The 12,221-nt window shown below is 67.2% G+C and carries 9 protein-coding genes; 3 read left to right on the forward strand and 6 right to left on the reverse strand.

The window, feature by feature from the left end:
* Positions 1–957, forward strand: a 957-nt coding sequence (locus Q8Q77_RS07215) for a calcium-binding protein (RefSeq protein ID WP_305582611.1), incomplete at its 5' end; no start/stop codon positions are given.
* Positions 958–998: 41 nt separating this feature from the next.
* Here Q8Q77_RS07215 and Q8Q77_RS07220 read toward each other — a convergent pair.
* On the reverse strand, positions 999–1,772 hold the full coding sequence (locus tag Q8Q77_RS07220; protein WP_305582613.1) for a glycosyltransferase family A protein: 774 nt from the start codon (positions 1,770–1,772) through the stop codon (positions 999–1,001).
* A 12-nt stretch (positions 1,773–1,784) separates the two neighbouring features.
* Complete coding sequence (locus Q8Q77_RS07225) at positions 1,785–3,275, reverse strand: flippase (protein ID WP_305582615.1); 1,491 nt, start codon at positions 3,273–3,275, stop codon at positions 1,785–1,787.
* 159 nt (positions 3,276–3,434) lie between these two features.
* On the opposite strand from Q8Q77_RS07225, the gene Q8Q77_RS07230 reads away from it, so the two are divergent.
* Complete coding sequence (locus Q8Q77_RS07230) at positions 3,435–5,165, forward strand: right-handed parallel beta-helix repeat-containing protein (RefSeq protein WP_305582617.1); 1,731 nt, start codon at positions 3,435–3,437, stop codon at positions 5,163–5,165.
* Between the two features lie 2 nt (positions 5,166–5,167).
* Here Q8Q77_RS07230 and Q8Q77_RS07235 read toward each other — a convergent pair whose 3' ends face one another.
* Complete coding sequence (locus Q8Q77_RS07235) at positions 5,168–6,688, reverse strand: hypothetical protein (protein WP_305582619.1); 1,521 nt, start codon at positions 6,686–6,688, stop codon at positions 5,168–5,170.
* A gap of 368 nt (positions 6,689–7,056) precedes the next feature.
* On the opposite strand from Q8Q77_RS07235, the gene Q8Q77_RS07240 reads away from it, so the two are divergent.
* The gene (locus tag Q8Q77_RS07240; RefSeq protein ID WP_305582621.1) at positions 7,057–8,643 is read left to right on the forward strand and encodes an O-antigen ligase; all 1,587 of its coding nucleotides are present in this window, start codon (positions 7,057–7,059) and stop codon (positions 8,641–8,643) included.
* Positions 8,644–8,646: 3 nt separating this feature from the next.
* On the opposite strand, the gene rfbA is transcribed toward Q8Q77_RS07240, so the two are convergent.
* Genes rfbA through Q8Q77_RS07255 form a run of 3 tightly spaced genes read right to left on the reverse strand, consistent with a single transcriptional unit; the run spans position 8,647 to position 12,194 of the window.
* Positions 8,647–9,540 carry a glucose-1-phosphate thymidylyltransferase RfbA gene (rfbA, locus tag Q8Q77_RS07245; protein ID WP_305582623.1) on the reverse strand — a complete coding sequence of 298 codons (894 nt, stop codon included), beginning with the start codon at positions 9,538–9,540 and terminating at the stop codon, positions 8,647–8,649.
* 54 nt (positions 9,541–9,594) lie between these two features.
* Complete coding sequence (gene rfbB, locus Q8Q77_RS07250) at positions 9,595–10,653, reverse strand: dTDP-glucose 4,6-dehydratase (protein WP_305582625.1); 1,059 nt, start codon at positions 10,651–10,653, stop codon at positions 9,595–9,597.
* A 44-nt stretch (positions 10,654–10,697) separates the two neighbouring features.
* Positions 10,698–12,194: an AAA family ATPase gene (locus Q8Q77_RS07255; RefSeq protein ID WP_305582627.1), complete on the reverse strand. Its 1,497-nt coding sequence runs from the start codon at positions 12,192–12,194 to the stop codon at positions 10,698–10,700.
* Positions 12,195–12,221 lie beyond the last annotated feature (27 nt).

Below are 12,221 nucleotides of genomic sequence, written 5' to 3' on the forward strand. Positions count from 1 at the left end.
CAGACCACCTCCTACGACAAGGCCCCGGCCATCCTGCTGCTGGAAGGCGCCGCGGGCATCACCGTGGACGGCAACATCGCCTATTCCATCGCCGACAAGAACTTCAGCTCCACCGGCAACATCATCACCGCCGACAACACCTACGCCCAGAAGCTCGACGCCACCAAGCCCGGCTACTACGACAGCACCCTGATCAATCAGATCCTCGCGCTCGACGACGCCGACGCCATCTACAACATCGCCATCCTCGATCTGTCCGACTCCACCGCGACCAACCCGTCGATCCCGACCGACCAGGTTACGCCCGCGCCCACCACCTCCAGCCTTATCGTGGGGACCTCCATGGCCGACACGCTCTCCGGCAGCGCGGGCGACGACACCTTCGACAGCCGCGGCGGCGCGGACCTGCTCACGGGCGGCCTGGGCAATGACACCTATATCGTGAACAACACCCTGGCCAAGATCGTCGAGCAGCTGAGCGGGGGGACTGACACCGTCGTCGCCAAGGGCAACTATGTCCTGGGGGCCAATATCGAGAACCTCTATGTCAGCGAAACGGCCACGAACGGATGGTCCGCCAAGGGCAACGGCCTGAACAATGTCGTGGTGGGCAACGCCGGCGCCAATGTCCTGGATGGCCAGGGCGGCGCCGACAGCCTCAGCGGGCGTGTGGGTAACGACGTCCTCATCGGCGGCACGGGCGCCGACCAGCTCACCGGCGGCGCCGGGGTCGACAGGTTCACCTTCGCCAAGGGCTCGGGCAAGGACGTAGTCACCGATTTCGGCGACGGCCACGACGTCATCGACATCTCGGCCTTCCTGAGCGCGGGCTACAAGGCCACGGTCGTCGACACCGGCCCCGACACGGTGATCAGCTTCACCACCGGCGACACCATCACCCTGGTGGGCGTCGACAAGTACGAGCTCATCACCACCACGGGCGGCTTCACCATCTAACTAGGCCACGATGCGCGGGCGCCGCCTCGGCGGCGCCCGCGTCATTCGAACTTCAGCGTCTTGGCGATCTCCACGGCGTCGCGCTTCGGGCGCACGACATTGCGCTTGTAGAGCTTCACGCCGTTCCACTGCGCCTTCCACAGCTTCACCGGATGCCAGACGATGTCGGAACTCAGGTTCCGGATCGGCAGGTGCTTGCGCCATTTGCGCTGCATGTAGCGATAGGCGTCGGCATAGGCGCCCGTAAGGGTCCGCACCGGCCGGCTGTTGTGGATCGCCGGGGCGTCGACCACGAATGACGGCGCGCCGCTCACGCGGCCCTGCATGACGATGTCGGTCCCGTACATGTGGAAGCCCGGAATGCCTTCGTCGAACCGCAGGCCCGAGGCCCGGCGCAGCACCAGCACCAGTTCGTCCAGCGTCTCGGCCTGGGTCGGCTTGAAGCCGCCCTGCCCCACCACGCGGCCCAGGCCCGACGACCAGACCAGCCCGATCTCGCCGCCCTCCAGGGTCCGCCCATAGAGCCCCAGGACCCCCCAGTTCGGGTGGTCCTGCTCCAACAGGTCGATCTGGGCGGCCAGCCGGGCCAGCCAGCCCTTGGGCAGGTAGACGTCCTGGTGGGCGAAGACCACGATGGGCGCGGCGCTCTCGTCCAGGCCGCTGTTGAGCGCCCGGGCCGCCGAGTCGTAGCCTTCATAGATCTTCAGGCTGACGCCGCCGGACGCGATGTCGGGCGAGCGCTCCAGGCAAGCCGCCAGGATCTCGCGATCGTTCACCGCGGCGGCGACTGAGAAGTCTTCGGGGCTACGAGGCATGTCGGTAGGCTCTCACGAACGGGGTCCTGTGGGCGTCTCAAATTTGAGGATCTTGGCCACCAGCCGGCCGGGCGCGGTCGCCAGCGCCGTCGCCTTGATCATGTCGGGCAGGGTCAGCCAGCCGTAGATCAGGAACACCAGGCCCAGGGCGGCGGCCGACAGCCACCAGCGCCAGTCGGTGATCTGCCAGAGACTGGCCAGCCAGGCCCCGAGCGACAGCAAGAACGTGGAGAACAGCAGGCTCCACCGACGCGCGATGGTGCGGTCGACCAGCCAGTTGAGGATCAGGTAGTCGGCGAAGCATCGGGCGGCGAACACGATCGCGCAGCCGACGAAGCCGAAATGCTGCAGGGCCAGATACAGGAGCACGGCGTAGACCGGCATCTCGGCCAGCATCGCCTTGGTGACCAGGTCGGGCCGGCCGGCGGTCTGCAGCCGGACAAAGCCGATGAAGGCCAGCGAGTTGATCCAGTAGCCGATCAGCACGATCCGGCCGACCTGGGCCGACTGTCCGCCGATCTCGTCGCCGATCCAGAGCCGCAGGAAGGGCTCGATCAGGAAGATTGCGCCCAGGACCGGCAGGCCCATGATGGCCAGCAGGGTCCGCGAGGCCATGTCGCCAAGGTCCTTCTGGGCCTCGGCCTTCGAGGCCGACAGGCGCGGGAACAGGGCGTTGGTCACCGCCCCCGGCAGGATCTGGACGCGCTGCGCCAGTTGCAGGGGCACGGTGTAGATGGTCACGGCCGCGGCGCCGAGCACCGCACCGATCGCGAACCGGTCGAACATCACCAGCACCTGGCCGCACAGCGACGTCAGGTTCACCCAGCCGCCGTATTTCAACAGCGGCGGAACCTCGGCGCGGTTCAGCCGTCGCGGCTGGCCGCGGGCGAACTCGACGTAGCAGCGGTAACCCAGCACCAGGATCGCCGCGAGCCGCGCCGAGATCGCCGCGATCAGCAGGTAGAAGATGTTGGGCCCCGACCAGAAGGCGACGCCCAACGGCAGGATCTGGAACAGCGTCGTGGAGATCAGCGAGACCGTGTTGGTTTCGAGGAATTTCTCGCGGCCCTGCATGGCGCCGGTGAGCGTCCCGGTGAGGGTGGCGATCGGCACCGCCAGTGCCAGCAGGGGCACGCTGGCCAGGATCTCGGGCCGCAGGACCTGGCTCATCTTGAAGGCGTGGCCGAAGAAGTAGCTCGCCGCGGCCCACAGCAGCAGGCCGCCGACCGCGCCCATGACCACGTTCAGCGCCAGGGCGGCCCAGAAGGTGTCGGCCCGCGCGGCGGGCGTGGCGTCGCGCAACGAGGCGATCCGGAAGGCGGTCGAGCGCCCCAGCCCCAGGTCGAAATAGCCGAAATAGCCCAGCAGCAGCCAGGCGATGGCCAGCACGCCGTAACGCTCGGGCCCGACCAGCTTGAGATAGATCGGCACCGTCACGAGGGACAGGATCACCGGCAGGACTGCGCCCACAAGATTGTAGGTGGTGTTCCGGCCGACGCTCAATTCAGCTGCCCCAAGGTGATGAGCGCCCCGACGAGGGACGAAACCTCTTTTCGCGCGCAGAGTCATCGGCGCGCCTTTATCTTAGATGAAGACGACGAATATCCGCGCGGAAACTCCGGTCCGCCGCGCGGTTGATCGGGCTTCATCGGAAGGGTCTACATGCCGCCAGGATCGCGTCGGACAGCGGCCGCTACGCCTCACCGCCCAGCCCGGCCGCTGGCCGTCCTGGCGAGCGCCCTGGGCGCCCTGTGGCTGGCCGCCTGCTCGCCTTCGGCCCAGGCCACCGTCTATTATGTGGACTACGGATCGGGCTCCGACAGCGCTTCGGGCAAGGCGCCGGACAAGGCCTGGCGCCACGCGCCCGGCGATCCCCTGGCCACCGACGGCCCCAAGGCCGCGCAGCTCGCGCCGGGCGACACCGTCCGGTTCAAGGGCGGGGTCGTCTATCGCGGCTCGATCGTGCTCAAGGCCGACGGCGCGGAGGGTGCGCCGATCACCTATGCCGGCGACGCCTGGGGCGACCGGCCCGCCATGTTCGACGGCTCCGATCCGGTGGTCTCGGCCACGCCCTGCCCCTCCGCCGAGGCCTGCGGCCAGGCCCGGAACTGGACCCAGCTCAGCCTGATCGAATTCACCCCGCCCAAGACCAAGATGATCAAGTTCTTCGACGGCCAGGGAATGCTGTACGAGAGCCAGTTCCCCCGCGCCAAGGACCCGTTCTTCTCGGACGACATCGGGGGCTATGTCGAGATTCCGGAGGGCGACTTCCAGCGCGGCCAGGCCGGGGAGATCCAGTCTTCGGAACTCGCCAAGGCTTTGGAGCACGGTGGCGGCGGGGCGGAGCTGTCGATTTGGGCCAGGGGCAACCGGGTCACCCGCCGTCCCGTCGACGCGATCGAGGGCGACGTGCTGCGTTTCGCGCCGAACGGGCTGCAGCTTTACGACGACCGGCCGGGCAAGGCCGCGGTCGCCAACGCCCCGGGCCTGATCGACGCGCCCGGTTTCTACGCGGTGATCGCGCCCGGCCGCGCGGTGGCCTGGCTGCGCCCCGGCGCAGCCGACGGCCTCGTCGTGGGTTCGGGACGCGGCGGCTTCGACATCAAGGGCCGCTCTGACGTCGCCATCCGCGGCTTCGTCTTCCAGCACTATTCGGCCGGCAAGCACGGCGAGGGCGTGCAGGTCACCAATTCCGGCCCCCTGGCGCGCCGGGTGCTGATCGCCAAGAACGTCTTCCGCCGCTCGGCGCTCTATACGGGCGCGGGCGCGATCATGATCGGCAAGGTCGACGGCGCCGAGATCAGCGAGAACACCTTCGCCGAGATCGAGCGCGGCTCGGGCATCCGCACCAACGCCAAGCCGGTCTCCAATCTCCGCATCGTCGGCAACCGCTTCGAACGGCTGGGCCAGACCGGCATCCTGGTGATGAGCTCCACCGACGTCCTGGTCTCGAAGAACCTCATGACCGGACTGAAGGGCATCCACGGCAACGGCATATCTATCTATCTGGAGAATCGGCGGGTGACGGTGTCGGACAACCGCATCCTTGATTCCGACCGGCCGATGACCTTCCACGGCGAAGACCCGGTCCAGGCCGGCGACCACGACCTGGTCATCGAACGCAACCTGTTCTCGGCCACCGGCCCCACCTCCAGCGCCCCGATCATCAGCTTCGGCAAGGTCCGGGGCGTGACCATTTCGAACAATGTTCTGGTCGGCCGCCGCTTTGGAATGCTGCTCTCGCCCAAGGACCAGCGGGTCACCGTCACCGACAACCGCACCTCGGCCATCGACATCAAGGGCGACCAGCCCGCCGATTGGGTGATGAGGAACAACAAGCCCCCCAGCCGCGCCGAGACCCAGGAGGCTGCGGCGGCTCCGACGTCCGACTAGGCCTAGGCTTGCGTCACAGTCTTGCGCGCGAGCCGGTCGCGCAGGAAACGCCGCACGCGGTTGGGGTTGGAGATCTTCTTCCAGAGCGTCAGGTGGTCGCGCAGGTCGCCGTACTTGTTGACCGGCACCTCGGCGAGCTCCGGCCATAGGGTGTTGATCATGCCCCAGAACAGCTGCCCGGTCCCCTTCTCCGCCGGCGCCACGCCGATGAAGGCCTCCAGCACCGCCCGCTGCGAGAACGGCAGGAAGTTCAGCTTGATCGAGTTGGTGATTGGGCGCTGGCCCATGGCCCAACTGCCGAACTTCAGTTCGTGGAAGGCCAGGTCCAGGATCACGCTGTTGGGCTGGCCCGCCAGGGCGGCGAACCAGGCGCCGACATTCTCCAGCAGCTCAGGGTTCGCCGGCAGGGTCAGCCGGTCGATGACGAACCGGGCGTCGATCTTCGCGTCGTTGATCTGGGCCAGGTCCTGGCGATAGAGGCGGCAGCGGCCGACCTCGCCGTACATGCCGGTGAACATGGCGTCCCGGTCGGTCAGGTCGCGCAGGGTGGTGTGGGTCCGGCGCGGCGCCTCGACCATGCAGTCGCCGACCATGCGGTCCCAGATCGCCATCTCGGTCTCATCGGCCTGGCGCAGGGGCAGCACCCGGTGACGCAGGCCGAAGCGCTGGGCGATCATCCGGCTGACGTCGACGTCCATCTCGGCGTTGGGCGCCTCGAGGGTGAAGAAGTCGCACCGGTCCAGGCTGGTGCGGCAGCCGGCCAGCAGCAGGCGTGAATCGAATCCCGCCGTCAGGGTCGCTGCGACCTTGAAGGTCTCGTTCGCCGCGGCGCTGAAATCGGTCAGCGCCTTGGCCGCCGACGCTACGCTGGCGTCGAACCCCCGCCACTCTGCGAAGTCGCCCGGGCGCGGCCAGAAGCGGTGGGCCGACCAGGTCGACAGGTCCAGATAATGGTTGGGCAGGACGCGGAAGACGCCGCGGTGGGCGGTCAGCGTGCCGGAGATCCACCCCCCGGACCCTTCGCGCCCGATCAGCGCCTCATGCAGGTCCGCCCGGAAGCGCGCCTTGTAGTCGGCCTCGTTCAGCAGCAGGGCGGGCGAGGACGCCGCGCGCCGGTCGGCGGGCGAGAACACGATCGGGAAGGACCCGCCATGGTCCATGTAGAGCCGCGCGGGTAGGTCCCCGTCGGTCATCAGCACGAACAGCCCCGCCAGGCGCGGCAGGACCTTGAGCTCCAGGTCGTCGATGCTCTCGACGTCCACCGGGAGCACGACGTCGCCGGCGGGCAGGAACGCGTCATGGAATTCGCTGTAGGTGAAGCCGACGGCCAGGCCGATCCGGCGCCCGGCCTGGTCGCACAGCGCGCTCAGGCGCAGCTTCTCGTCGGTGGCGAGCCAGACCCCGGCGATTTCCGTGAGGCGGTAGGTCGAGGGGACGGCCATCGGCTCGGGTGAGACGACAACCTGATAGTCGATGACCGGTGCGGCCCGATCCGGGAAGGGAGCCGCGTCGAGCCTAGCCATGATCCGCATACCCTCAACTCTCCGCTTGGCGCCGACCGGGGTCGGCGGGTCATGCGGTGCGGTTGGAAATTCCGGCGCACATCTAGCCCGCGCCGCCTTACTTCTTTATCAAGTCCGATGTCTGCGGCGCACTGCTGTGATCGCACCGCCAATAGCCGAATTTTAACGCTCCGGGACATCATATCAGCGCTATCGGGGCTGGAGCGTCTGCGTCGGTCGGTCAGCCATCAATTCGCCGTTCCACCCGTGCGAAATACCGGCGCCGATCCAATGAAACGCCCGCGGCGCGGCAAGGCGATATGGGGACCATGCTTTCACCACGTACGCAGGACAGGAGCCGGCTTCCAGCAGATGGCGGCTCCGCGCGCGTGGTCCTGAAACCCTATGCGCTTGAACCCTTCCGCGGCTGGCGTCGCTATGTGGGCGGCCTGCTGCTGGCGGGCCTCGCGTTCTTCTGCCTGATCTACGGCTTCTACTACGCCCTGACGACGCCCTTCCTGATAACCCAGTTCACGATGCCCGTGCTGCTCCTCGGGGGCCTGGCGATCTGGGCTCTGCCGGACATGAAGGCCGCGCCCTCGCGGACGCTGGAGTACCTGTTCTTCGCCTTCTTCGTGATGGCGATCACCTGGCCCAACTATCTGGCGATCTCCTTGCCGGGGCTGCCGTGGATCACGTCTATCCGACTGATCGGATTCCCGCTGGCGTTCGCGCTGCTGATCTGCGTCTCGGTGTCCGAGGACTTCCGCAATCGCTGCTCGGCCGTGCTGAAATCGATCCCCTACCTCGGGCTCTTCATCTCGGGCTTCGTCGCGATCCAGGGCGTCGCGGTGCTGATTTCAGACAAGCCGATCGAGTCTCTCAACGCCGTTATCGCCGGTCAGATCAGCTGGACGGCGATCTTCTTCACGGCCTGCTACGTCTTCCTGCGGCCGGGCAATGTGATGAAATGGTCCGTCATCCTGTGGGTCTGCGCGATCGGGATCAGCCTGCTCGGTGTCTGGGAGCAGAGGATCGGGCACGTCCCCTGGGCCGGTCACATCCCGGGCTTCCTGGCCGTCGGCGATGAGTATGTTCAGCGGGTTCTCGCCGGCGCCCGGCGTCTGGGCACCGGCCAGTATCGGGTGCAGACGATCCATTCGACGTCGCTCGGCCTGGCCGAGTTCCTGGCCCTCACCACGCCCTTCATCCTGCACTTCATGATGAGCGCGCGGCGGCTGTGGGTGAGGGTCGCCGCGGCGGCCACCCTGCCGATGATGTTCTATACGATCCTGGCCACCGACGCCCGGCTGGGCGTGGTCGGCTTCTTCATGTCCGGCCTGCTGTACGCCCTGGTCTGGGCGGTCCTGCAGTGGCGCGACAATCAGAAGAGCATCTTCGGCCCGGCGATCGTCCTGTCCTATCCGTTCGCCTTCTGCGCGTTCATGGCGGCGACCTTCGTCGTGCAGCGCCTCAAGAGCATGGTCTGGGGGGACGGCGCCACGAAGTACAGCGACCAGGGCCGCCTCGACCAGCTGGCGTCAGGCATTCCCCGCGTCCTGTCCCATCCTCAGGGTCATGGAGCGAGCCGCGGCGCCGAAGCCCTGGGTTATCACAATCTGGGCGGGACCCTGACCATCGACAACTACTATCTGCTGGTGGCCCTGGACTACGGGATCCTCGGGTTCATCGCCTACTACGGATCGATCCTGATCATCATCTATAGCGCGGCGAAGTTCGGCCTGGCGCGGGCCAAGCCGACCCAGGAACAGACGTTCCTGATCCCCCTCGGCATCTCCCTGTCGGTGTTCTTCGTCATCAAGGCGATCTTCAGCCAGACGCAGAACCACACGCTTCAATTCATGATGATGGGTATGGTGGCGGCCCTGGTCTTCCGGATCCGCAACGGCGACGCGGCCGGCCTCCCCGACCAGAGGAACCCGCCGCAGCCGGTGAGGAGGGCGGCTACCTTCTAGCGCCTAGAGGTCGGTCGGCTTCAGGTCCACGCCGCGCTCGGCGATATCCAGCAGGTAGCGCCCATAGGACGTCTTGGCGAACAGCTCGCCGCGGGCCTTGAGCTGCGCCCGGTCGATGAAGCCGTGGGCGAAGGCGATCTCTTCCAGGCAAGCCACCTGCACGCCCTGCCGCTTCTGAACCGCGCGGACGAATTCCGAGGCCTCGACCAGGCTCTCGTGGGTGCCGGTGTCGAGCCAGGCGTAGCCGCGCGACAGCTGCTCGACGTAGAGCTCGCCCATCTCCATGTACATGCGGTTGAGGTCGGTGATCTCCAGCTCGCCGCGGGCCGAGGGCCGCACCTGCTTGGCCAGCTCCACCACCCGCTTGTCGTAGAAATAGAGTCCGGTCACAGCCTGGCGGGACTTCGGCTCGGCCGGCTTCTCCTCCAGGCTGATGGCGCGGCCGTCGTCGTCCAGCTCCACCACCCCATAGGCCTGTGGCTGGTCGACCTGGTAGGAGAACACGGTCGCCCCCTGCTCGCGCGCCGCGGCCCGCGCCAGCAGCTGGCTCATCCCCGCGCCGAAGAAGATGTTGTCACCCAGGACGAGGGCGCAGCGCTGGTCGCCGATGAATTCCTCGCCGATCAGGAAGGCTTGGGCCAGGCCATCCGGACTGGGTTGGATCGCGTATTCGATATTGAGCCCTAGCGCCGAGCCGTCCTCGAACAGCCGGCGATAGTTGTCGATGTATTCGGGCGACGAGATGATCAGGATGTCGCGGATCCCGGCCTGCATCAGCACCGACAGCGGATAATAGATCATCGGCTTGTCGTAGATCGGCAGCAGCTGCTTGTTCACGGCGAGCGTCGCCGGATGCAGCCGCGTGCCCGAACCGCCGGCCAGGATGATGCCCTTCATCGATATCTCCAGTGTAAGCTGCGGCTTGTCGCGTAGGCGCTCAGGCCATCCGGCTCAAGAGGCCTTGAGGCCCAGCCTGCGGCTGGCGTCGCTGCGCGCCAGGATCGGGCCCCACCAGGCTTCGTTGTCCAGGTACCAGGCGATTGTCCGCGCGATGCCGCTCTCGAAGCTCTCTTCGGCCGTCCAGCCCAGCTCGCGCTGCAGCTTCTCCGGATCGATGGCGTAGCGGTGGTCGTGGCCTGGTCGGTCGGCGACATAGGCGATCTGGTCGCGATAGGCCTTGCCGTCGGCGCGCGGGCGCAGCCGATCCAAGGTGTCGCAGATGGCGTGGACGACCTGCAGGTTGGTCCGTTCCGAGCGTCCGCCGATGATGTAGCTCTCGCCCGGCGCGCCCTTCTCGAACACTCGGGTGAGCGCGCGGGCGTGGTCGTCCACATAGAGCCAGTCGCGGACATTGGCGCCCTGGCCGTAGACCGGCAGCGGCTCGCCGGCCAGGCACTTGACGATCATCAGCGGGATCAGCTTCTCGGGGAAGTGATACGGCCCGTAGTTGTTCGAGCAGTTGGTGACCATCACCGGCAGGCCATAGGTGTGGTGCCAGGCGCGGACCAGGTGGTCGGACGAGGCCTTCGACGCCGAATAGGGCGAGCGCGGGTCATAGGCCGTGGTCTCGGTGAAATAACCTTCGTCGCCCAGCGAACCGAACACCTCGTCGGTCGAGATGTGGTGGAACCGGAACGCGGCCTTGGCGTCCGGCCGCAGGCCCCGCCAGTATTCTAGGGTCTCCGACAGCAGCACGAAGGTGCCGACGATATTGGTCTGGATGAAGTCGGCCGGGCCGTCGATCGAGCGGTCGACGTGCGACTCGGCGGCGAGGTGGGTCACCACTTCCGGCTGGAAGTCGCGCAGGGCCGCGCGCACTGCCGCGGCGTCGCCGATGTCGGCGTGGCGGAAGCTGTAGCGATTGCTCTCGGCCACGCCCTCCAGCGAGCGCAGGTCGCCCGCATAGGTAAGCTTGTCGAGGTTCATCACCTCATGGCCGGTCTCGGCGATCAGATGCCGGATGAGAGCCGAGCCTATGAAGCCGGCCCCGCCGGTGACGAGGATGCGCAAACGCGTTTCTCCTACAATTCGTGACGCGCTCTAGGCCGTCTCGACTAACCTTGGCGGGCGGCCGCGCGCACGGGCGCGGCGACCGGCTCATCCTTGGCGCCGGCCTTTTCCGAGGCCTTGTCGGGGGTCTTCTCCGCGACAGGCTTCTCAGGGGCGGCCTTCTCAGGGGCGGGCGTCGGCTTGCGGCTTTCCAGGAACCGCTTCTGGGCGGCCAGGATCCACAGATAGGGCAGCACGCTCTCCTCGGAGAACTTGTAGCCCTTGCCGTAGTCGTCGTCGTGAGCCTCGAGCAGGACGCCCTTGTCGGCCAGTTCCTGGACGGTGTTCTTGAAGTTCGCCGCGGTCGCCGCACTGGGATAGAGCGCGTCCACGTCGCGGCCGTCGAAGCGGCCGTTGTTGAACAGGGCCGCGCCGGCCATCACGCCCAGCACATGGCGCACGCCGCTCTTGGCGGCCTGGTCGATCTGGGCCTGGGCATGCTTGGAGATCCGGCCACGGAATTCGGCCAGGGCCTGGTCGACGGCCAGCGAGACATCTTCCACCGAAACCTTGGTGCGGGCCTTGTCCAGCGCCGCCAGACCCGAGTGATGGCTCAGCAGGCTGGCCAGATAGGGCGAACCGTTGGCCACGAAGACGATGAAGTCCAGCGCCGAGCGGTCGAAGGCCACGCCGCTGATCTCCTCGCCGTTCTCGACCAGGTGGCTGATCTCGGCGGCGGTCATCTTCGGCACCTGCAGGGCGAAGATGTTGCGGCGGATTGAGGGGATGTGCTCGACCAGTTCGGTCAGGTCGGCGGCGACGCCGGCGATGACCAGCTGGGTGCGGATCGAACGGTCCGAGAGGTTCTTGATCAGTTCGGCGATGTTGCGGCGGAACTCGGGGTTCTCGCAGACGTCGAACTCGTCCAGCACCACCAGCACCCGGGTGCCGGTCAGCTTGGCGAAAAGGTCGGCGACGGTGCGCGGCGACAACGGGCCGGCGGGCAGCAGGTCGGCCAGAGATCCGCCGCGCTCGGCCTGCTCGGCCGTCGGCGCGAAGCCGGAGTGGAACAGCAGCGGGATGTCGGCGGCCACCGCGCGGAAGATTTCCTCGAAGTTCGAGCCCGCGCCGCAGGAGCAGTAGACGACAATGTAGCGGGCGTCCTGGGCGGCCTGGGTCAGGACATGGACCAGGGACGTCTTACCGATGCCGCGCTCGCCGTACATGATCACGTGCACGCGCTGGTCTTCCAGCGAGCGGATCAGGGTGGTGAGCACGTCGGTGCGCCCGGCGAACATCCGCCGGTCGGTGATCGGCTGGGACGGCGTGAAGGCGCTGCGCAGCTTGATGCGGGTCGCGGCGAACCGGTCGGTGATCCGCGGGCTCAGCTGGTCGCCGGCCGTCGACTGGAAGCGCGGGAACATGGCCGCGCTGCCGGCCTTCTTGGCCTTGGCGTCATCTCGGCCGGTGGCGGTGAGCGGCGCGACGGAAAACACCGGACCGGACTGGACGCCCTGCGCGGGTTTCGGCTTGCGCCCCAGCAACCTGTTGATCCAACTCACGGAGCCTCCAAGCACCCTCTTACCACG

The sequence above is a fragment of the Phenylobacterium sp. genome (genome assembly GCF_030698145.1).
Classification (GTDB): Bacteria; Pseudomonadota; Alphaproteobacteria; order Caulobacterales; family Caulobacteraceae; genus Phenylobacterium.

Excerpts from the sequence above, each read along its gene's own strand:
- Q8Q77_RS07235 (WP_305582619.1), bottom strand. The coding sequence starts at position 6,688 with ATGGCTAGGCTCGACGCGGCTCCCTTCCCGGATCGGGCCGCACCGGTC.
- Q8Q77_RS07220 (WP_305582613.1), bottom strand. The coding sequence starts at position 1,772 with ATGCCTCGTAGCCCCGAAGACTTCTCAGTCGCCGCCGCGGTGAACGAT.
- Q8Q77_RS07230 (WP_305582617.1), top strand. The coding sequence starts at position 3,435 with ATGCCGCCAGGATCGCGTCGGACAGCGGCCGCTACGCCTCACCGCCCA.
- rfbA (WP_305582623.1), bottom strand. The coding sequence starts at position 9,540 with ATGAAGGGCATCATCCTGGCCGGCGGTTCGGGCACGCGGCTGCATCCG.